The following is a 21,398-nucleotide window of genomic DNA, read 5'->3' as shown; positions in this document are numbered from 1 at the left end:
TCAGAATCACCATTGTTGTTGTTAAAAAGGCCGCACGAGCATCAGCAAGCTCGTTGTAGGCCACCGGTCTGTTGCCGGTAGGTGAGGCGATCCTAATCGCGCAAGCTTTCAGCAGCCTTTCGCAGGCCGACCGTATGACCAACGCATGAAGTTACTTTGTGGCGGGGGATTTATTCCCGTTGGACTGCGAAGCAGGCCCAAAAGAGCAGACCGCATTCTTTTGAAATTTCGCAATGACAGGTTTCAGGGCCGCTCCGCGCCCAGCGGGGATAAATCCGCTCGCCACAAAAGCAATCAGCGTTTCACTTTGAAGGCTGAAAGATTCAAATACACGTGGGCGTGGTAGCCCTTGATCCGTTGCATCGGTCAATCCTTGATAAAGAGGCGAACCCTCTTGGTTTTCCGCGGGTCAGAGCCTTTACACGCGGGAAAAAAGGAACGCCAGCCATGAAAAACGCGGAAACCCCGGTTATTAAAGTGGTGCTTTATGGTGCCATGAGCAGCCTCGGCAGTGCGTTGATGGCTGAACTGCTGCGACGACAGCATGAAGTAATCGCCGTTCTGGATGACCTTACCGCCCTGGCCCCACGCCCGGGTCTGCGGGCCAAGACCGGCGATCTGTTCGACCCGGAGCGGGTCAAGCAAAGCGTCGCCGGTGTCAGCGCCGTCGTGTGCCTGTTGAACGCACCGGGATTGCCGATGAACAGCGAGCAGGTGGAGCGCACATTGATTCCCGGCCCGGTGGAGCAAGTCTTGGCGGTGGATGCGTTGATTGCCGGCATGCAAGCGGTGAACATTTCACGGTTGTTTTTGGTGGGTGACTTCGCGGTGCTCGACGAAGAACAAGCCGACGACGACTTGCAGCGCCATGCCGCCGAAGAAGTGCTTGATGCTCTGAAGAACAGCACGCTGCAGTGGACCCTGATCAACGCGCCCTATGCCGCGCCAGGCTTGGGCATCGAACACTTCAGCCAGGTCAGTACCAGCCTCGAGCCGGGCCTGGCCGAAACCCTGGAGCGGCTCAACCGCGTGGCCGTCGGCATCGCCGATGAGCTGCGCTTGAACCTGCATGTGGGCGAGCACGTCAGTTTTGTCACGGCCGTGTAGGCGTATCAAACGGCGATGGAAGGCAGCGGCAAGCCAGTGAGCGACTCGGCGCTGTTGGCCTGTTCTTCCATCAACCAATCCACGAACAACTTGATAAGAACACCGCGGCGCTTGCGCTGGGGCAAGACCACGTAATAACCCAGCCGGGACAGCACCGTTTGGGCGATCGGACGACACAACAATCCTTGGGCCAGCAAGTTATCCACAAGGTGTCGCCAGCCGATGGCGACGCCCTGGCCGCCGATCGCCGCCTGGATGAGCAGCGTGTAATTGTCGAAGCGCAACTGCCCGGGCGCTGGCGGCGAGTTGATGCCTAATTCGCGAAACACACCACTCCAGTCGAACCAGTTGCTGCTGTTGCCCGCGCGCAGGTGCAGCAACGGGAATTCCGCCAAGGCCTGGGCGGGCAAGGGCAGGGGACGTTCTCCGAGCAGCAGCGGACTGCACACGGGGAAAACTTCTTCGCTGAACAGCCAGCGACTTTCGCCTTGTTTGAAGCGACCATCGCCGAACAACACTGCAACGTCAATATCGGTACGGAGCATGTTGTGGTTGCGCTCGCTGGTCACCAGGCTCACATCCACCTGGGGATTGGCGGCGTGAAACCGATGCAGCCGAGGCATCAGCCAATAAGCGGCAAAGGCAAAGTCCGTCGCCACTTGCAGCACTTCGTGCTGGTGCTGGGCGGTGATCGCATTCAGACCCGCATCGATGCTTTGCAAACCGGCCTGGACTTGCTCGAACAGCAGCGTGCCGGCTTCAGTCAGCTCGATGCCTCGATAGATGCGGTCAAACAGCCGCGTGCCCAGCTGTTCTTCCAACCGTTTGATCTGCTGGCTGATGGCCGGCTGCGTGGTGCCCAGCTCGATCGCGGCCGCGGTGAAGCTTTGCTGGCGAGCCGCTGATTCGAAGACACGGAACAGGTCCAGGGAGAGATCACCCAAGGCTTCATACATAAGCTGTGCTTATCCTAGTCATTGTCTCGCATGGGCTTTACCCCAAAACTCAGGGGCTACATGCTCAATCGCAGCACTATCGCATAACTGCCTACTATGGAATGCCGCGAATACATGAAGCGCAAGAACATTCTTTTCATCATGGCCGATCAAATGGCCGCGCCAATGTTGCCGATCTATGGTCCGTCGCCCATCAAGTTGCCGAACCTGTCCCGCCTGGCCGACCAGGGCGTGGTGTTCGATGCCGCGTATTGCAACAGTCCGTTGTGCGCGCCGTCACGCTTTACCCTGGTGAGCGGCCAGTTGCCAAGCAAGATTGGCGCCTACGACAACGCGGCGGATTTTCCAGGGGACGTTCCGACGTATGCCCACTACCTTCGCCGCCTCGGCTACCGCACGGCGTTGTCTGGCAAGATGCATTTTTGCGGACCGGACCAGCTGCACGGCTACGAAGAACGTCTGACCAGTGACATCTATCCTGCCGACTACGGCTGGGCCGTGAATTGGGATGAGCCGGATGTGCGGCCGAGCTGGTATCACAACATGTCATCGGTGTTGCAGGCCGGCCCGTGCGTGCGGACCAATCAGCTGGACTTCGATGAAGAGGTGGTGTTCAAGGCCCAGCAATACTTGTTCGACCACATCCGCGAGGACGGCGACCAGCCGTTTTGCCTAACGGTATCGATGACACACCCACACGATCCGTACACGATTCCCAAGGCATTTTGGGATTTGTATAACGACAACGAGATCCCACTGCCGCAAACCCCGGCGCAGGCTGAACTCGATCCGCATTCCCAGCGCCTGCTCAAGGTCTATGATCTTTGGGATAAGCCGCTGCCTGTGGATAAGATCCGCGATGCTCGTCGAGCGTATTTCGGGGCGTGCAGCTACATCGACAGCAATGTCGGCAAGTTGCTGCAAACCCTGGAGGACACCGGGCTGATCGACGACACCATCGTCGTCTTCTCCGGCGATCATGGGGATATGCTCGGCGAAAAGGGTCTTTGGTACAAAATGCACTGGTTCGAAATGGCCGCTCGGGTACCGTTGTTGATCAGTGCCCCGGGGCAGTTCGCCAATCGCCGTGTCGGTGCGGCTGTGTCCACCGCCGACCTGCTGCCGACCCTGGTTGAACTGGCCGGCGGTACGCTGGAGCCAGGTCTGCCACTGGACGGCCGTTCGCTGGTGCCGCATCTGCAAGGGCAGGGCGGACATGATGAGGTCTTCGGCGAATACATGGCTGAAGGCACCATCAGTCCGTTGATGATGATCCGTCGCGGCCCGTGGAAATTCATCTACAGCGAGGATGATCCATGCCTGCTGTTCGATCTACGCAACGATCCCAAGGAGCAGCAAGACCTCAGCCAATCGCCCGAACATCAGTCGCTGTTTGCTGATTTTCTCGCCGAAGCGCGGGCCAAATGGGACATTCCGACGATTCATCAACAGGTACTCGCCAGCCAGCGACGTCGACGTTTCGTCGCCCATGCGCTGACCCTGGGCAAACTCAAGAGCTGGGATCACCAGCCGCTGGTGGACGCCAGCCAGCAGTACATGCGCAACCACATCGATCTGGACGATCTGGAGCGCAAGGCCCGTTATCCACAACCCTGCCAATAAACCAATAACGTAAGGGGAAGCACATGCAAAAGTTATCCACAGTACTGGCCGCCGGGCTGATGGCGTTGAGCAGTGTTTCGGCGTGGGCCGAGCAAAGCTGCGAGACGGTCAAAATGGCTGACCCGGGCTGGAGCGACATCGCTGCGACCAACGCCATCACCGGTTTCCTGCTGGAAGGCATGGGTTACAAGCCCAAGGTCGATACGCTTGCCGTGCCGATTACGTTTGGCGGCCTGAAAGATGGTCAGGTCGATGTGTTCCTGGGTAACTGGATGCCGGCGCAGCAGGGCTTCTATGACAAATTCGTCGCCAACGGTGATGTTACGCAACTGGCCAAGAACCTTGATGGCACCGAATTCACCCTGGCGGTGCCCGATTATGTCTGGGACGCAGGCGTGCATAACTTTGCCGACCTGAACAAATTTGCGGACAAGTTCGACAAGAAGATCTACGGCATCGGGTCCGGTGCCCCGGCCAACCTTTCCCTGAAAGAAATCATCAAGACCAACGATTTCGGCATGGGCGAATGGAAGCTGGTGGAGTCCAGCGAACAGGCCATGTTGGCGGAAGTCTCCCGGGCGGTGAAAAAACAGAAGTTCGTGACCTTCCTCGGCTGGACCCCGCACCCGATGAACGTGCAACTGAAGATGCACTACCTCAAGGGCGGCGAGAAATATTTCGGCGATACCGGCAGCGTGTACACCTTGACGCGCAAAGGTTATGCACAGGCCTGCCCGAACGTTGGCAAACTGCTGACCAATCTGAGCTTCACCCAGGAAATGGAAAACAGCATCATGGCTGAGGTGGTGACCAAGAAAGTCAGCAACGCCGACGCGGCCAAGGCCTGGATCAAGGCTAATCCGGCGGTGCTGGATAAATGGCTGGATGGCGTGAAGACCGTTGACGGTAAGGACGCGCTGGCGGCGGTGAAGGCCAAGCTCTAGGCATAATGGTGTGGCGAGCGGCTCTTGTGGCGAGGGGATTTATCCCCGTTGGGTTGCGAAGCGACCCCACTGTTTAGCCTCGGTGTGTCAGGACAACGGTGTTTAACTGTCCGGGGTCGCTTCGCAACCCAGCGGGGATAAATCCCCTCGCCACAGGAGAAAGGGTGCCTTGTCCTGATACCCTCGTTCGCAAACTGCACCCTTGAGGCCCCATGGCAATCCCCACGCGCCATTCGCTGTTTCCATTCCTGAGCTGGCTACCCCGGCAAACGCGCGCCAGTGTCGGCCGTGACCTGGTTGTCGGCCTCAGCGGTGCGATTCTCGCGCTGCCGCAGTCCATTGCCTACGCCCTGATTGCCGGATTGCCGCCCGAGTACGGACTGTACGCGGCGATCGTGCCGGTGCTGATCGCCTGCCTGTGGGGTTCGTCGTGGCATTTGATCTGCGGTCCTACGGCGGCGATCTCCATTGTCCTGTACGCCACGGTCAGTCCCCTGGCCGTTCCGGCAACCCAGGACTACATCACGCTGATCCTCTTGCTGACGGTCTTGGCGGGTATTTTCCAATGGCTGCTCGGGTTGTTGCGGTTCGGGGCGCTGGTCAATTTTGTCTCGCATTCGGTGGTGCTGGGTTTCACCTTGGGCGCAGCGGTGGTCATTGCCTTGGGGCAGCTGCCGAACCTGCTGGGCCTGGACCTGCCGAACGAAGCCACGGCGTTGAAAAGCTTGCTTATGTTGTTCAACCACATCGCAGCTGTGGATAAGCCTTCGCTGTTGTTGGGACTGGGCACCCTGGCGCTGGGCATTGTGCTCAAGCGCTTGCTGCCACGCTGGCCAAGCCTGTTGATAACTTTGGTCATCAGCAGCCTGGTGGTCTGGGTGTGGCCGGCGATGTTCGGGCATGTGGCGTTGGTTAGCGCCTTTGTCGGGCGCCTGCCGCCGTTCACACCGCTGCCGCTGGACCTGGAATTGATCTTGCGCCTGCTGCCCGGTGCCGTGGCGGTGGGCATGCTCGGGCTGGTGACCAGTCTGTCCATTGCCCGGTCGCTGTCGGTCCGCTCCGGGCAGTTGCTCGATGCGAATCAGGAGGTGAGGGCGCAGGGTCTTTCCAATATTGTTGGAGGATTTTTCGCAGGATCGTTGTCAGCCGGTTCCTTCACTCGCTCGGGCCTCAGCTACGAGGCTGGCGCCTGTTCGCCCCTGGCCGGGATGTTTTCGGCATTGTGGGTAGCGCTGTTTGCCGTTGCCGGCGCGAAATTGATCGCGCACATTCCGATTCCCGCCATGGCCGGCAGCATCCTGCTGATCGCCTGGGGCCTGGTGGACCATCGCGGCATCCGGGCGTTGTACCGGGTGAGTCGCTCCGAATTCCTGGTCATGGGCCTGACCTGCCTGGCCACGCTGTTGTTGGAATTGCAAACCGCTATCTACGCCGGCGTGCTCGCCTCGCTGTTTTTCTACCTCAAGCGCACCTCCCAGCCACGTGTGCACCATAGCCGCGAAGGCGAGGCGGACATCTTGCGGGTGGGCGGCTCGATCTTTTTCGGCGCCAGTCATTATTTGCAGGTGCGTTTGCAGCGTATGCAGGCGCAACGGGTGGTGATCGACGCCCAGCAGATCAACTTCATCGATTATTCGGGCGTGGAAATGCTCCATCAGGAAGCCCGGCGGTTACGTGGCCAGGGGCGTAGCCTGACCTTGCGTGGGGCAAGGCCGCAGGTGGTGGAGGAACTGCTGAAACTGGAAGGAGCGCAGGCGTGCCCGATTCACTTCGAAGAATAGGACACAAGGCAGACATACTCAGTGGCGAGGGAGCTTGCTCCCGCTGGGCTGCAAAGCAGCCCTAGAGGGTCTGTCAGTCTTATAGCGCCAACTGACGACGCAACTCGGCCAGCACCGGCGCCGTATCCGGGCGTACCCCGCGCCACAGGTAGAACGCTTCGCCCGCCTGCTCGGCCAGCATGCCCAGGCCGTCCATCGCCATCGCCGCGCCATGTTCCCGGGCCCAGCGGCAGAAGGATGTCGGCTCCTTGCTGTACATCATGTCGTAGCAGAACGTCTGGCCCGGTTCGATCAGGCTTGCGGCAATCGGTGGCACCTCGCCCGTCAGGCTGGCGGACGTGGCGTTGATGACCAGGTCTACCGGCTCCTTCAACCAATCAAAACCACTGGCCGAGACCGGGCCCAGGTCGGCGAACAGCTCAGCCAGCAATTCGGCTTTTTCCACCGTCCGATTGGCGATGATCACCGACGCCGGTGCTTCGGCCAGCAGCGGTTCCAAGGCGCCGCGCACCGCACCGCCGGCGCCGAGCAAGAGGATGCGCTTGCCCTTGAGGCTGAAACCGGCGTTGACGGTCAGGTCCCGCACCAGCCCCGCACCGTCGGTGTTGTCGCCCAAGAGGCGGCCGTCGGCCAGTTTGCTCAAGGTGTTGACCGCCCCGGCGCGCTGCGCCCGGTCGGTCAAGCTGTCAGCCAGGCGGAAGGCGTCTTCCTTGAACGGCACGGTGACGTTCGCCCCACGGCCCTCGTGGAAAAATTCCCGGGCGCAACCGGCAAAATCCTCCAAGGGTGCCAGCAACGTGCTGTAGTCCAGCACCTGCCCGGTCTGCTCGGCAAACAGGCGATGGATCATTGGCGACTTGCTGTGGCCGATCGGGTTACCCATTACAACGTAGCGGTCCATTGATAATCCCCGTTCAGACCGTGGCCAGCCAATCGCGATCCTGCAGGAAGTACTCGGTCAGGCGAGCCTCTTCGCTGCCCGGTTCGGCTTTCCAGTCATAACTCCAGCGGACCTGCGGCGGCAGGGACATCAGGATCGACTCGGTACGCCCGCCCGATTGCAGGCCGAACAGCGTGCCGCGGTCATAGACCAGGTTGAATTCCACGTAGCGTCCACGGCGGAACTCCTGGAATTCCCGTTGCTTGGCCGTGAACGGGTCGTGCTTGCGACGACGCACGATAGGCAGGTAGGCATCGATGTAGGCATCGCCAATGGCGCGCATGAAGGCGAAGCTGGTGTCGAAGTCCCACTCGTTCAGGTCATCGAAGAACAGGCCGCCGATGCCCCGGGGCTCGTTGCGGTGCTTGATGTGGAAATAGCTGTCGCACCAGGCCTTGTAGCGCGAATAGATATCCGGGCCGAACGGTTCGCAGGCTTGCTGGGCGATGCGGTGCCAATGCACGCAATCTTCTTCCACGCCGTAATAAGGCGTCAGGTCGAAGCCACCGCCAAACCACCAGACCGGCTCCTCGCCTTCCTTTTCGGCGATGAAAAAGCGCACGTTGGCGTGGGACGTCGGCACATGGGGGTTGTGGGGGTGAATAACCAGTGACACGCCCAGGGCTTCGAAGCCACGCCCGGCCAGCTCAGGCCGGTGGGCACTGGCTGACGGTGGGAGACCGCTGCCGAAGACGTGGGAAAAGTTGACGCCGCCCTTTTCGATCACCGTGCCGTTTTCGATCACTCGCGTACGACCGCCACCTCCGGCTGGCCGGGTCCAGGCGTCCTCGACGAAGCGAGTGCCACCGTCCTCGGTTTCCAGTGCCGCGCAGATGCGGTCTTGCAGGTCCAGCAGATAGGCTTTCACGGCCTCGGTGCGAGTAGTCATGACATCACCTTGATCAGGGCTACGCTGCTCGGCGTACAAGGCCGCCGGCAAAATGGGCGCACAGGATAACACCGCATCCGCCCACACCACAGTTGACGTGGATCAAGCTTAGGAGTCCGATAGCAGGCTTGGTAAAAGTCCCACGATAAGGAGAAAGTGAAGATGGCCAAACGCATCCAGTTCAGTTCCCACGGCGGCCCAGACGTACTTGAGTTCGTGGATTACCAGCCCGCCGAGCCCGGTCCGCAACAGGTCCGCGTGAGCAACAAGGCCATCGGCCTGAACTTCATCGACACCTATTACCGCAGTGGCCTTTATCCGCCACCGGCCTTGCCGTCGGGGCTCGGTGCGGAGGGCGCGGGTGTGGTCGAGGCCGTTGGTTCGGACGTCACGCGTTTCAAGGTCGGTGACCGCGTCGCCTACGGCAGTGGTCCGCTGGGGGCGTACAGCGATGTCCACGTATTGCCCGAGGCCAATCTGGTCCACTTGCCCGAGGCCATCAGCTTCGAACAGGCTGCCGGGGTAATGCTCAAGGGCCTGACCGTGCAATACCTGCTGCGTCAGACTTACGAGCTCAAGGGCGGCGAGACTGTTCTGTTCCACGCCGCCGCCGGTGGCGTGGGCTCCTTGGCCTGCCAATGGGCCAAGGCTTTGGGCGTAAAACTGATCGGCACTGTCAGCTCGGCGGAAAAAGCCGCCATCGCCAGATCCCATGGCGCCTGGGAAGTCATCGACTACAGCAAGGAAAACGTCGTACAGCGCGTGCTGGAATTGACTGACGGCAAGAAAGTCCCAGTGGTGTACGACGGGGTTGGCAAAGACACTTGGCTGACGTCGTTGGATTGCACGGCGCCGCGTGGCCTGGTGGTGAGCTTCGGCAATGCTTCTGGTGCGGTGGACGGCGTGAACCTGGGGATTCTCTCGGCCAAGGGCTCGCTGTACGTCACCCGCCCGACCCTGGCGACCTACGCCAACAATGCCGAAAACCTGCAGCGCATGGCCGATGAGCTGTTCGGGATGATCGCCAGTGGCAAGCTCAGCGTGGATATCAATCAGCGATTCCCGCTGGCTGAAGCGGCCAAGGCGCATACCGAATTGTCGGCGCGGCGGACGACGGGGTCGACGATCCTCCTGCCCTGATCCAGTGGTCGCTAAAAGACCGGTGAGAGCGAGCTTGCTCGCGATAGCGGTGTATCAGTCAACATCTATGCTGACTGACCTGACGCCATCGCGAGCAAGCTCGCTCCCACAGTTGCTTTGTGGTGTTCATAAATACTGCGTGAACACAAAACCCTGTGGGAGCGAGCCTGCTCGCGAAAGCGGTGTATCAGCCAACATTGATGCTGGTTGACCTGACGCCTTCGCGAGCAGGCTCGCTCCCACAGTTGATTGTGTGCTGACAAAAAGTCAGTCCGGGCGCACCACCATGCCAGTCGCCAGGTCACGAATCACGCTCGGGTTCTTGCGCCCGCCCAGGTTACCGCCCAGCACCAGATCGAGCTGGCCGCGGAAATACTGTTCGACGCGGATGCGCGTGCGCGCCGCCGGCCGGCCTTGTGGGTTGGCCGACGTGGAGACCAGCGGGCCGATCAACGAGCACAAGTCACGGACGATTGGATGATCGCTGACCCGCAGCGCAACGGTGTCATGCACGCCGGTGATCCACTCCGGCAACAGATCCTGGTGCGGCACCAGCCAGGTATTGGGCCCCGGCCAGGTGCTGGCCATGCGGTCCATCCAGGTTTCGGGGAAGTCTTCGAACAGAAAGTCGAACTGGCGGATGTTGTCAGCCACGAGTATCAAGCCCTTGTCGGGCCTTCGGGACTTGATCGCCAACAGACGCTCCACCGCATCCTCGTTCCACGGATCGCAACCCAGGCCCCAGACCGCTTCGGTTGGATAGGCAATCACCGCCCCGGCGCGAATTTCTCGCGCGGCTTGTTGCACACGCCAACTGTTGACCATGAAACATTCTCCGCAACGCAAATAAGGCTGTGGGCAGTTTACCGATCTTCCCCATAAAACCTAGCGTGCGAACCAACGACCGTTGTCACAAATGGCGCGTCCCTCCATTTCCAGCTCGGTCAACGCCGCCAGCACCTTGGGCAGACCCCAGCCGCTGGCGTCGGCCAACGCCTCGCTGCTCAGCGGTGCGGCATGCAGCAGGCGCAGCAGCGGATGGGTCACGGGCACAGGCTCGGCGGCCAGCGGCAGCCGCTGCCAACCGCGCAATGCTTCGAGAATGTGCTCGACAGTTTCCACCAGCGCCGCCCCGTCGCGGATCAGTTGGTGACAACCTCTGGCCCCAGGATGATGAATCGACCCTGGAATGGCATACACCTCGCGACCCTGTTCCGCTGCCAGCCGGGCGGTGATCAGCGAACCGCTCGCGACACTGGCTTCGACCACGAGCACGCCGAGGGATAAGCCGCTGATGATCCTGTTTCGACGCGGGAAGTTGCCGGCGTTGGGCGCTGCGTCCAGCGGAAACTCCGATATCACCGCGCTTCCCTGGGCAATCATTGCCTCCGCCAGCCGTCGATTGCGCTGTGGATAAAAATTTTCGAGGCCGGTGCCCAGCACGCCGATGGTTTGCCCGCCGACATCCAGTGCCGCTTGATGGGCAGCGGCGTCGATGCCCAAGGCCAGGCCGCTGGTAATGACAAAACCGGCGCCGGCCAGGCTTCGAGAAAATGCCGCCGCCGTATCCATGCCCGGGCGGGATGCCCGGCGACTGCCGACCATGGCCAGCTGCGGTTTTTCCAGGATCGAGGCGTCGCCCGCGACCATCAGCAGCGGGGGCGCGTCGCTGATCTGAGCGAGCAAAGCGGGGTAGTCAGGCTGGTCCCACATCAATAAATGCTGGGCCGGACCGTCTAGCCAGGCCAGTGCGTGGGCGGCACCGTCGCGTATTGGCGGGGCGCGTCGGGCCTCGGCGCACGTGGCCGGCAACCCCAGCGCCCGCCATGCGCTGGCCGGTGCGCTGATGGCTTTGGACGCTGAGCCAAAAGCCTCCATCAGGGTCATGAAACGTTTAGGCCCCAGTTCCGGCAAGCGATGCAAGCGCAGACGGGCCTCCAGTTCCGCAGGCGGAACCGAAGCAGATTCAGGCAATGGCATGTGATCAATCCTTGATCGTTATAGCCCCGTTCAAGCGGGAATAAGCTGTGGATAACTCTGTTGGTAACTTGTGAGACACGTTACGGATTGCGCACCTTGTCGAGTATCGCCAGCGATCGCGAGGCGTACAGCACCAGGCCATAACTGAGTTTGTCGTAGGTGCGGAATACCATCAGCAGGCCGGCGCGTTCGTCCGGGATTTTCACCGGTGCACCGGTAATACGGTCACGCACGGTTTCGCCGGTCTTCATCACGGCCAGAACGTTGCCCTCAACCAGCCCGTCGCGCCGCCCCTTGTTCAGCGTCACCACGTCCATCGCGCCGATCTGCGTTACGCCACGGGGTACGTCGAGGATGAGCCCCTGGATGTCCGATTTCGGCGCGCTGGGCATGAAAGTCGAATTGATCGAGCGCTCTTCGCCGCTGAACAGGCGATCGCCCAGGCGTACCTCTTGCGTGGTCCGTCGCAGGGCCAGTGTCGTGACATCGCCTTCGGTGGCAACGATTTCACCGCTGCCGATGTCATCGGCATTGATGCCCAGAAACTCCTTGGTCTCGGGATCGGTGTAGACCTTACCCTGGCGGAAGATGCCGTAGGCCGGCTGGCTCGTGTCAAAGTCGCCGCGGGCGAAGATCCGGTCGCCGGTGCCGCTGAGCACTCGTTCGGCGTCGCCTGCAACGACGTAGGGTGCCTTGTTGAAATCTTCCGCCGTGTCGACGATGCGGTTGCTCAGCAAAAAACTGTTAATGGCCTGCAGCGGGATGCTCGGGATCGCGTCAGCCACCGGTGAACTGCGAATGCGAGGCGACAGCTTGATGGTGCCGCGTGAGGTGCCGCGATTGAGGGTCAGGCGCGGCTGGCCGTTGATGTAGACCAGCGACAGGGTGTCGCCGGGGTAGATCAGGTTGGGGTTTTCGATCTGCGGGTTGGCCTGCCACAGCTCGGGCCATTTCCATGGTTCGCGCAGGTATTTGCCGGAAATGTCCCACAGCGTGTCCCCCGTCACCACTGTGTATTGCTGGGGAAAACCTTCCCGAAGTTGCACTTGCCCGTGCGCGATACCGGCCGAAGCCAGGAGCAGCAGGGCGAGTAGTGATTTCCTCATGCGGTGAATCCCTTTATTATGTGCGTTCGCGTAAAACGCCAGAGCCCCCGTGGCTCGCTCTGTTTCAAGAGCAACGTTTTACAACGGTAGCCTGCATCCCAATACACGCCAGGCAAGCCACCCGACTTTACTTCACACGTGCATTTATCAAGCTTATGGCCATTTTGAACATTCTCGAATTTCCGGACCCGCGCCTGCGCACTATCGCCAAACCGGTGGCTGTAGTGGACGACGAAGTGCGTCAGCTGGTCGATGACATGTTTGAAACAATGTATGAGGCGCCAGGCATCGGCCTCGCCGCGACCCAGGTCAACGTGCACAAGCGTATCGTCGTCATGGACCTCTCCGAAGACCGCAGCGAGCCCCGGGTGTTCATCAACCCCGAGTTCGAAACGCTCACCGACGAGATGGAGCAGTATCAGGAAGGCTGCCTTTCGGTGCCGGGCTTCTACGAAAACGTCGACCGTCCGCAGAAGGTCAAGATCAAAGCCCTGGACCGCGACGGCCAGCCTTACGAGTTGATCGCCGAAGGCCTGCTGGCGGTGTGCATCCAGCATGAATGCGACCACCTCAACGGCAAGCTGTTCGTCGATTACCTGTCTAATCTCAAGCGTGACCGGATCAAGAAAAAACTGGAGAAGATCCATCGCCAGAACGCTTGATGCCCCTCTTCAAAGGCTTGCCGCGGCAAGCCTTTTTCTTTTTGCGACTGCTTTGTAACTGAGAGCTTCCCATGACTGAGCCACTGCGCATCGTCTTTGCCGGCACTCCCGAATTTGCCGCCGAACACCTCAAGGCCCTGCTGGCCAGCCCCCATGAAATTGGCGCGGTCTATACCCAGCCGGATCGTCCTGCCGGTCGCGGACAGAAACTGATGCCCAGCCCGGTCAAGCAGCTTGCCTTGGAGCACGGCTTGCAAGTCCTGCAACCGCCGACCCTGCGCGATGCCCAGGCCCAAGCAGAACTGGCGGCGCTGGAGCCGGATTTGATGGTGGTGGTTGCCTACGGCCTGATCCTGCCGCAAGTGGTGCTGGATATCCCGCGCCTGGGTTGCATAAACAGCCACGCCTCGCTGCTGCCGCGCTGGCGCGGTGCCGCGCCGATCCAGCGCGCCGTGCAGGCGGGCGATGCCGAGAGCGGCGTGACCGTCATGCGCATGGAAGCAGGCCTGGACACCGGACCGATGCTGCTCAAGGTCAGCACCCCCATTGGCGCCGACGACACCGGTGGCAGCCTGCACGACCGCCTCGCGCTGATCGGCCCGCCAGCAGTGGTCCAGGCCATTGCCGGCCTGGCCGCCGGCACGCTGGAAGGCGAAGTGCAGGATGACAGCCTCGCCACTTATGCGCACAAACTGAACAAGGACGAAGCCCGCATCGACTGGAGCCGCCCGGCCGTTGAGTTGGAACGCCTGGTGCGCGCCTTCAACCCTTGGCCGATCTGCCACAGCACCTTGAACGGCGAAGCCCTGAAAGTGCTGGCGGCCAGTTGCGCCGAAGGGAAGGGCGCACCGGGAGAAATCCTCAGTGCCAGCAAGGACGGCCTCGTTGTCGCGTGTGGCGATCAAGCATTGTGTCTGACACGTCTGCAATTGCCCGGCGGCAAGGCGCTGGGCTTCAGCGACTTGTTCAACAGCCGTCGTGAGAAATTTGCCGTCGGCACCGTCCTCGGCCAAGCGGCGGACGCTTCATGAACCCGCGTCTGGCTGCCGCCAAGGCACTTGCCGCGGTACTCAGCGGGAAAGCCTCGCTGAACAGTTCCCTGCCGACCCAACTGGACAAGGTCGAAGATCGCGATCGCGGCTTCACCCAGGACCTGGCGTTCGGCACCGCCCGTTGGCAACCGCGCCTCTCGGCCCTCGCGGCGAAGCTGTTGCAGAAACCGTTCAAGGCCGCCGATGCCGACGTCGAAGCGCTGCTGCTGGTGGGGCTCTATCAACTGCTCTACACCCGCGTCCCCGCCCACGCCGCCATCGGCGAAACCGTGGGCTGCGCCGACAAGCTGAAAAAGCCCTGGGCCAAGGCCCTGCTCAATGCCGTGCTGCGCCGCGCCCAACGGGAAAGCGAAACCCTGCTGGGTGAACTGGAACACGACCCGGTGGTGCGCACCGCCCACCCGCGCTGGTTGCAGAAATCCCTCAAGGCCTTCTGGCCCGAGCAATGGGAAGCCATCTGCGCGGCGAACAATGCCCACCCGCCGATGATCCTGCGGGTCAACCGTCGCCACCATACCCGCGATGCCTACCTTGCGTTGCTGGGCGAGGCGGGCATCCCGGCCATCCCGTGCCAGTACAGCCGCGACGGCATCGTGCTGGAAACTCCCGGCGATGTGCGTGCACTGCCGGGCTTCGCCGAGGGCTGGATCAGCGTCCAGGACGAAGCCGCGCAATTGGCCGCCGACCTGCTGGAGCTGGCGCCCGGCCAACGGGTGCTGGACGCCTGTTGCGCGCCGGGTGGCAAGACTTGTCACATCCTCGAGGCCGAGCCGAAACTGGCCGGCGTGGTGGCCGTGGACCTGGAAGCCAAGCGCCTGGTGCGAGTGAAGGAAAACCTTGAGCGCCTGGGCCTGGACGCCGAACTATTCGCCGCCGACGGTCGCGACACGGCTGCGTGGTGGGACGGCAAGCCGTTCCAGCGCATCCTGTTGGACGCACCTTGCTCGGCCACCGGCGTGATCCGTCGCCATCCGGACATCAAGCTCACCCGGCAGCCGGACGACATTGCCGCATTGGCCGTGTTGCAAGGCGAACTGCTTGATGCCATGTGGTCGACCCTGGACGTGGGCGGCATGCTGCTCTACGCCACCTGCTCGACCTTGCCGACGGAAAACACCGAAGTGATCGAAGCCTTCCTCGCCCGCACGCCGGGTGCCCGTGAGCTGGACATTGCCACCCAGGCTGGCATAAAGCAGCCCCATGGCCGGCAGTTGTTGGCCCAGGAAGGCGGGCACGACGGGTTCTATTACGCCAAGCTGATCAAAATCGCCGCCGCACGCGGTTAAAACCGATTCGATAGGAGTGACTGGATGAAAATCATCATCCTGGGTGCAGGGCAGGTTGGCGGCTCGCTGGCGGAACACCTCGCCAGCGAGGCCAACGACATCACCGTGGTCGACACCGACGGCGAACGCCTGCGCGACCTCGGCGACCGTCTCGACATTCGTACGGTACAAGGGCGCGGCTCCTTGCCGACGGTATTGCGCCAGGCCGGCGCCGACGACGCCGACATGCTGGTGGCGGTGACCAACAGCGACGAAACCAACATGGTCGCCTGCCAGGTCGCCCACACGTTGTTTCACACCCCGACCAAAATCGCCCGGGTGCGCGAAGGGGCCTACCTGACCCGCGCCGACCTGTTCGACAACGAAGCGATCCCGGTGGACGTGCTGATCAGCCCCGAGCAGGTGGTGACCAACTACATCAAGCGCCTGATCGAACACCCCGGTGCCTTGCAAGTGATCGATTTTGCCGAGAGCAAGGCGCAACTGGTGGCGGTCAAGGCCTACTACGGCGGACCGCTGGTGGGCCAGCAACTGCGCCAATTGCGCGAGCACATGCCCAATGTCGAGACCCGCGTGGCAGCGATTTTCCGCCGTGACCGGCCGATCCTGCCCCAGGGCGACACCGTGATCGAAGCCGATGACGAAGTCTTCTTCATCGCCGCCAAAGCGAATATTCGCGCGGTCATGAGCGAAATGCGCCGCCTCGACGAAAACTACAAACGCATCGTCATCGCCGGCGGCGGCCAGATCGGCGAACGCCTGGCCGAAGCCATCGAAAGCCGCTACCAAGTCAAGATCATCGAGATGAACCCGGCACGCTGCCGCTACCTCTCCGACACCCTCGACAGCACCGTGGTGCTGCAGGGCAGCGCCTCCGACCGCGACCTGCTGCTGGAAGAAAACATCGCCGACGCCGACATCTTCCTGGCCCTGACCAACGATGACGAAGCCAACATCATGTCCTCGCTCCTGGCCAAGCGCCTGGGGGCCAGGAAGGTCATGACCATCATCAACAACCCGGCCTACGTCGACCTGATCCAGGGCGGCGACATCGACATCGCCATCAGCCCGCAACTGGCAACCATCGGCACCTTGCTGGCCCACGTACGCCGCGGCGACATCGTCAGCGTCCACTCCCTGCGCCGCGGCGCGGCCGAAGCCATCGAAGCCATCGCCCACGGCGACGCCAAATCCAGCAAAGTCATCGGCAAAGCCATCCGCGACATCGGCCTGCCGCCCGGCACCACCATCGGCGCCATCATCCGCGACGAAGAAGTGCTCATCGCCCACGACGACACCGTGATCCAGACCGGCGACCATGTGATCCTGTTCCTGGTAGATAAGAAGCACATTCGTGATGTGGAGAAGTTGTTCCATGTGGGGTTGAGTTTCTTCTGATCCAGGCTGTGCGGTGGCAGTCATGGCCTCATCGCGAGCAGGCTCGCTCCCACAAAGGCTCGCTGTCGTTCACAAATATTGTGATCGACCGAGATCCACTGTGGGAGCGAGCCTGCTCGCGATAGCTATCTAACAGCCACTGATCAACCCCTGACACACCGATAAGGACGGCCCCCATGCTCGACTCCCTGGAAAAAATGCTCGCCAAGGGCGTGGACAACTCCCTTCTCCGCTTCGGCCTCGGCAAAGGCTACCTCGACCTAGGCGAATTCCCCCGCGCCGCCGAACACCTCCAACGCTGCGTCGAATTCGACCCGAAGTACTCCGCAGCCTGGAAACTACTGGGCAAGGCCCACCAAGGCCAAGGCGACGCCGCCGCAGCCCGCCAAGCCTGGGAGCAAGGGTTGGAAGCCGCCCGCGCCCATGGCGACAAACAGGCTGAAAAAGAAATGACCGTGTTCCTCAAGAAGCTGGATCGCCAGCCCTGAATCCACACAAAACTGCTTTTGTGGCGAGGGAGCTTGCTCCCGCTTGACCGGGCTGGCGCTCCAGTGCGCAGCACTCACAAAAAAGCCTACCGCGTTCTCAATACCAGCCCATCAAGCAGCCAACACGATCTGTCTGGCTGCTTACTGATAGGCTTTCACCGCTTCAGCATCGGCCCCCAACGCACCCTCTCGATACTGATCACCAAGACCTGACCGGAGACATACATGTCCGAAATTACTCAGTTGGTCATTGCCTTGGTGGTGTCCTTTCTGCTTGATCGATTCCTCAAACCCTATCTGCTACGCAAGTGGCTGGGCGTGGCGTTGATGGCTGCTTTGTGGCAGGTCAGACCCGTGTGTTGGGGTTTGATCTGGGGTTGCTGTCGGTTTTTGCCGTGGTGATAGGGATGGGGTTGTTCATGAAGCGGCGGCGGTTTGAGGAGGTTGGCTGAGGGGGGATGGCGGATGGATTAATATCAGGTAATAAATCCGTTCCCTTAAGTGGTCCCTGTGTATGCGCATTGCAGTGTTGGCCCTGGTCCTCACGCTGTTCGGCTGCGCTAGCGCGTCGGACCCGCCGAGGGGCGAGGGTGGCGGTTGGCGGTCCTTCTATGTGGTGAATCATGGCCTGCATACTGGGTTGGTGATTGCGCGCTCCGATCTGCTTCAAGTGCTTCCCGCACTGGTCGAAGCATTCAGCGAAGGCGACTTCGTTGAGTTCGGCTGGGGTGACGAGGATTTCTACCGAGCCCCACAAGCCACCTTGAGCCTCGCCCTGGGAGCCTTGTTCGGGTCGACGGCAACCGTGCTGCATGCGGTCAAAATTGACGGGGACCCGAGGCGGCGTTTCACCGCAAGCGAGGTCATCGAGGTGCGGGTGACGGAGGACGGCTACCGACGACTGCTCGCGTTCGTGGCCGGGACCTTCACCCGTTCAGCGACGGGCACCTTGGTGGTGCTCGGGCCTGGCCTGTATGGAGAGAGCCGGTTCTACCAGGCCGAGGGTCACTATTCGCTGTTTTATACCTGCAATACCTGGGTCGCAGAGGCGCTGGCCGCGAGCAACTGCCCAATGTCGCCCGTAGCGGTGATTACGGCGGGGAACGTCATGTCGCAGTTGCGCCGAGCGACAGCGGTCGGCGCTTTTTGCGGGCTCGCTCCCACAGTGGGCGGCGTTGGGCTCGGTGTTCGGTTCGACACATCCCCCTCGTGTGGAAGTGAGAGCAAATTTCCCCTTCCTGGTAGCCAGTCCCTGTGGCGATTAAGGCGCTTGATGCCGACAGAACCTCTTCCGGATCTTTATAGCAACATGCCCGTTGGTATGGATAATCTATCTGCGAATCATTAGCATTAGCGGCATTGACCGTTTCCCCGCAGGTACTCACTCATGCTATTTCCATCTCGCCTTACGTTGCTCGCTGCGTGCTGCTCAGTCAGTTTTCTTGCCCAGGCGGCAGCGCCTATTGAATTGGGCGTGACCGACGTTACTGCCGATGCGATTAAAACCAATTCCAACACGCTATCGGCGCCCTATGCGGGGGGGCAGGTGGCGAGGGGAGGCCAGATAGGGGTGCTGGGCAATCAGGACAACATGGATGTCCCGTTCGTGATGACCAGTTACACCTCGCAGTTGATTGAAGATCAGCAAGCGGAAGACGTGGGTGATGTGCTGCTCAATGATCCTTCGGTGCGTCAGTCCTATGGGTTTGGTAACCAATCCCAGGTGTTCGTGATTCGAGGCCTGCCGCTTGCCAGCGACGACATTTCCTACAACGGGCTGTACGGCGTTTTACCGCGCCAAATTCTGTCGACGGATGCGATCGAGCGCGTCGAAGTGTTCAAGGGGCCCAACGCGTTCATCAACGGCGTCAGCCCGACGGGTTCGGGTCTTGGGGGCGGTGTCAATTTGCAGCCCAAGCGCGCGGAGGATGTCCCGACTCGTCGCTATACGCAGGACATCAGCACCGATGGCCGCATGGGCGAGCATTTGGATATCGGGCAGCGGTTCGGCGAGGACAATCGGTTTGGCGCCAGGTTGAACCTGAGCCAGCGCGAAGGTGAAACAGCGATCGACAACCAGGATCAGCGCACAAAGTTGTTCGTTGCTGGCTTGGACTATCGAGGTGATGACTTCCGCGTTTCCACCGATTTCGGCTACCAGAAACAGCGTATCAATGGACTGCGTAACTCTGTGAACATCGGCAACGCCACGCGCATTCCCACGGCTCCGGATGCGAGTCACAATTATGGACAGGACTGGACTTACTCCGAAACCGAAGACACCTTCGGCATGGTTCGTGGCGATTGGGACTTGAACGAAAACTGGACCGCCTACCTGGCTGGCGGTGTAAAGCACACCCGAGAAACTGGGGTATACGCCACACCGACGCTGGTCGGCAATAACGGTGTCGCGACGATCGGTGGGTCAGAAATTCCACACAACGAAGACAACACATCGTTTAGTGGCGGGCTGAACGGGCGCTTCAACACGGGACCTGTTTCCCACCAGGTTGCGATCGGCGGCTCAACGATCTGGACCGAGCAGGAAAACGCCTACACTTTCTATCGTCCCGTTACCGGCAACAGCAATCTCTACGACACCCCAACGCTACCCAAGCCGACCGCGGTGTCCAGCACCGGCGGTGAAATGGGCGATCCCGGGGTGACCGGCAAAACCCGCAACCGTAGCCTAGCGATTTCCGACACGTTGGGCTTGTTCGATGACAAATTGCTGGTCACTTATGGTGTCCGTCGTCAGCAGTTGCGTGTCGAAAACTATAAGTACGATGGCACCACCTCAAACGGTGTAGCCAATCCAGCAAACGACGGCAGCCGTAGCACGCTCTACGATGAAGCCGTTACCACGCCTGTCTACGGCATTGTCTACAAGCCTGTGGAGAGCGTGTCGCTCTACGCCAACCGAATCGAAGGCCTTGCAAAAGGGCCAGTGGCGTCCGGTTCAGGCATCACCAACCTGGGCCAAGCCTTTCCCCCGGGCCGCACAAAACAGTTGGAAGCGGGCATCAAGCTGGACATGCAAACCTTCGGTGCCAACGTGGGTGTTTTCCGTATCGAGAAACCTTCCGATGGCTACGTCGACAACGCGCAGAACCTCTATGTGCGTGACGGTGAGCAGGTCAACAAAGGGCTGGAGATCAGCGTATTCGGCGAGCCCATCGAAGGTCTCCGGTTGATGGCCGGCGGCACCCGAATGACGTCCGAACTCAAAAACACCGCTGGCGGTTTCAACGATGGCAACCACGCCATTGGCGTGCCAACGTTCCAGCTCAATGCCAGCGTGGATTGGGATGTCCCAGGCCTCGAAGGCGCCGCGCTCAGCGCGAGGATGTTGCGCACGGGCGGGCAGTACGCGGATCAGGCTAACAACTTGAGCTTGCCGACCTGGAACCGGTTCGACGCGGGCGCACGTTATAAGATGAAATTCGTAGAGAAAGACCTGACGTTGCGCGTCAATGTGGAAAACATTACCGACAAGAACTACTGGGCCTCGGCGAACGGCGGCTATCTTTCGCAGGGTGATCCGCGCTTGGTGAAGTTTTCGGGGACTATTGATTTCTGATCAGAAGCGGAACGTGGAGCGTCCCTGGCGACATCCATGGGAGCAAAGCTTGCTCGGATAGTGGAGACCAGCCAAACCTGTATCGACAGACCTGCCCCAATCGCGAGCAAGCTTTGCTCCCACAGATTTCGGCATTTCTTCAGGTAAACCGCATCGTCTGGTTTTGCGACTGCTGCGCTCGAGACGTCTGACCGGCCGAGCGGGAGCAAGCTCCCTCGCCACGGGCGGTGTCTGGGCTGGCGTCATCGCGAGCAGGCTCGCTCCCACAGGGGATTGAGGCTGTTGCAGATACTGTGTTCACCGCCGCCCGGTGTGGGAGCGAGCTTGCTCGCGAGGAGGGTGTCACATTCAATATTGATGCAAGCTGACCCGCCGCTTTCGCGAGCAAGCCCGCTCCCACAGTACGTGGCGTTGGGCTGGATGTTCGGATCGACACTAACCCCTGTGGCGAGGGAGCTTGCTCCCG

19 protein-coding genes are annotated in these 21,398 nt (G+C 60.9%); 13 read left to right on the top strand and 6 right to left on the bottom strand.

Annotation, left to right across the window (positions count from 1 at the left end):
• Window positions 1-447: 447 nt before the first annotated feature.
• Complete coding sequence (locus tag M1D68_RS25065) at window positions 448-1,107, top strand: NAD(P)-dependent oxidoreductase (RefSeq protein WP_420766006.1); 660 nt, start codon at window positions 448-450, stop codon at window positions 1,105-1,107.
• 5 nt (window positions 1,108-1,112) lie between these two features.
• Here the strand turns inward: M1D68_RS25065 and M1D68_RS25060 are convergent, their stop codons facing one another.
• The gene (locus tag M1D68_RS25060) at window positions 1,113-2,063 is read right to left on the bottom strand and encodes a choline sulfate utilization transcriptional regulator (RefSeq protein WP_420766005.1); all 951 of its coding nucleotides are present in this window, start codon (window positions 2,061-2,063) and stop codon (window positions 1,113-1,115) included.
• 114 nt (window positions 2,064-2,177) lie between these two features.
• Here M1D68_RS25060 and betC point away from each other — a divergent pair, with 114 nt between their 5' ends.
• The 3 genes from betC (at window position 2,178) to M1D68_RS25045 (ending at window position 6,411) form a co-directional block, all read left to right on the top strand.
• The gene (gene betC / locus M1D68_RS25055; RefSeq protein ID WP_457968797.1) at window positions 2,178-3,686 is read left to right on the top strand and encodes a choline-sulfatase; all 1,509 of its coding nucleotides are present in this window, start codon (window positions 2,178-2,180) and stop codon (window positions 3,684-3,686) included.
• A gap of 23 nt (window positions 3,687-3,709) precedes the next feature.
• Window positions 3,710-4,630 (top strand): choline ABC transporter substrate-binding protein, encoded by a 921-nt coding sequence (gene choX, locus M1D68_RS25050; RefSeq protein WP_457968795.1) that lies wholly within the window; start codon window positions 3,710-3,712, stop codon window positions 4,628-4,630.
• A gap of 212 nt (window positions 4,631-4,842) precedes the next feature.
• A complete protein-coding gene (locus M1D68_RS25045; protein WP_434608635.1) occupies window positions 4,843-6,411 on the top strand; it encodes a SulP family inorganic anion transporter in 1,569 nt (522 codons plus the stop codon).
• Between the two features lie 79 nt (window positions 6,412-6,490).
• Here M1D68_RS25045 and aroE read toward each other — a convergent pair whose 3' ends face one another.
• Window positions 6,491-7,312 carry a shikimate dehydrogenase gene (aroE, locus tag M1D68_RS25040; RefSeq protein ID WP_457968793.1) on the bottom strand — a complete coding sequence of 274 codons (822 nt, stop codon included), beginning with the start codon at window positions 7,310-7,312 and terminating at the stop codon, window positions 6,491-6,493.
• 13 nt (window positions 7,313-7,325) lie between these two features.
• On the bottom strand, window positions 7,326-8,240 hold the full coding sequence (hemF, locus tag M1D68_RS25035; RefSeq protein WP_434608630.1) for an oxygen-dependent coproporphyrinogen oxidase: 915 nt from the start codon (window positions 8,238-8,240) through the stop codon (window positions 7,326-7,328).
• A 162-nt stretch (window positions 8,241-8,402) separates the two neighbouring features.
• Here hemF and M1D68_RS25030 point away from each other — a divergent pair, with 162 nt between their 5' ends.
• Complete coding sequence (locus M1D68_RS25030; RefSeq protein ID WP_434608628.1) at window positions 8,403-9,380, top strand: NADPH:quinone reductase; 978 nt, start codon at window positions 8,403-8,405, stop codon at window positions 9,378-9,380.
• A gap of 267 nt (window positions 9,381-9,647) precedes the next feature.
• Here M1D68_RS25030 and M1D68_RS25025 read toward each other — a convergent pair whose 3' ends face one another.
• The 3 genes from M1D68_RS25025 to M1D68_RS25015 all read right to left on the bottom strand — a co-directional run bounded on the left by M1D68_RS25025 (window position 9,648) and on the right by M1D68_RS25015 (window position 12,466).
• A complete protein-coding gene (locus tag M1D68_RS25025; RefSeq protein WP_457968791.1) occupies window positions 9,648-10,205 on the bottom strand; it encodes an L-threonylcarbamoyladenylate synthase in 558 nt (185 codons plus the stop codon).
• A gap of 60 nt (window positions 10,206-10,265) precedes the next feature.
• Complete coding sequence (gene dprA / locus M1D68_RS25020) at window positions 10,266-11,360, bottom strand: DNA-processing protein DprA (protein WP_457968789.1); 1,095 nt, start codon at window positions 11,358-11,360, stop codon at window positions 10,266-10,268.
• Window positions 11,361-11,440: 80 nt separating this feature from the next.
• On the bottom strand, window positions 11,441-12,466 hold the full coding sequence (locus tag M1D68_RS25015; protein ID WP_434608623.1) for a LysM peptidoglycan-binding domain-containing protein: 1,026 nt from the start codon (window positions 12,464-12,466) through the stop codon (window positions 11,441-11,443).
• 155 nt (window positions 12,467-12,621) lie between these two features.
• On the opposite strand from M1D68_RS25015, the gene def reads away from it, so the two are divergent.
• The 8 genes from def (at window position 12,622) to M1D68_RS24975 (ending at window position 20,932) form a co-directional block, all read left to right on the top strand.
• Window positions 12,622-13,128, top strand: coding sequence for a peptide deformylase (gene def, locus M1D68_RS25010; protein WP_053126951.1), 507 nt, complete (start codon window positions 12,622-12,624; stop codon window positions 13,126-13,128).
• A 71-nt stretch (window positions 13,129-13,199) separates the two neighbouring features.
• The gene (gene fmt / locus M1D68_RS25005; protein WP_457968787.1) at window positions 13,200-14,159 is read left to right on the top strand and encodes a methionyl-tRNA formyltransferase; all 960 of its coding nucleotides are present in this window, start codon (window positions 13,200-13,202) and stop codon (window positions 14,157-14,159) included.
• Window positions 14,156-15,466 carry a 16S rRNA (cytosine(967)-C(5))-methyltransferase RsmB gene (gene rsmB / locus M1D68_RS25000; protein ID WP_434561416.1) on the top strand — a complete coding sequence of 437 codons (1,311 nt, stop codon included), beginning with the start codon at window positions 14,156-14,158 and terminating at the stop codon, window positions 15,464-15,466. Before fmt ends, rsmB begins: the two co-directional genes overlap by 4 nt.
• A 24-nt stretch (window positions 15,467-15,490) precedes the next feature.
• Complete coding sequence (gene trkA / locus M1D68_RS24995; RefSeq protein WP_420765993.1) at window positions 15,491-16,864, top strand: Trk system potassium transporter TrkA; 1,374 nt, start codon at window positions 15,491-15,493, stop codon at window positions 16,862-16,864.
• Window positions 16,865-17,040: 176 nt separating this feature from the next.
• Window positions 17,041-17,352: a tetratricopeptide repeat protein gene (locus tag M1D68_RS24990; RefSeq protein ID WP_445571077.1), complete on the top strand. Its 312-nt coding sequence runs from the start codon at window positions 17,041-17,043 to the stop codon at window positions 17,350-17,352.
• A gap of 225 nt (window positions 17,353-17,577) precedes the next feature.
• Window positions 17,578-17,754, top strand: coding sequence for a hypothetical protein (locus M1D68_RS24985; RefSeq protein ID WP_457968785.1), 177 nt, complete (start codon window positions 17,578-17,580; stop codon window positions 17,752-17,754).
• A gap of 112 nt (window positions 17,755-17,866) precedes the next feature.
• Window positions 17,867-18,700: a DUF2459 domain-containing protein gene (locus M1D68_RS24980; protein ID WP_457968783.1), complete on the top strand. Its 834-nt coding sequence runs from the start codon at window positions 17,867-17,869 to the stop codon at window positions 18,698-18,700.
• A gap of 39 nt (window positions 18,701-18,739) precedes the next feature.
• Window positions 18,740-20,932 (top strand): TonB-dependent receptor, encoded by a 2,193-nt coding sequence (locus tag M1D68_RS24975; RefSeq protein WP_457968781.1) that lies wholly within the window; start codon window positions 18,740-18,742, stop codon window positions 20,930-20,932.
• The last annotated feature ends 466 nt before the right edge of the window (window positions 20,933-21,398 follow it).

This window comes from Pseudomonas sp. R4-84, assembly GCF_054130985.1.
Note: the sequence above shows the minus strand (reverse complement) of the source record. Positions and strands in the feature narration are given on the sequence as shown.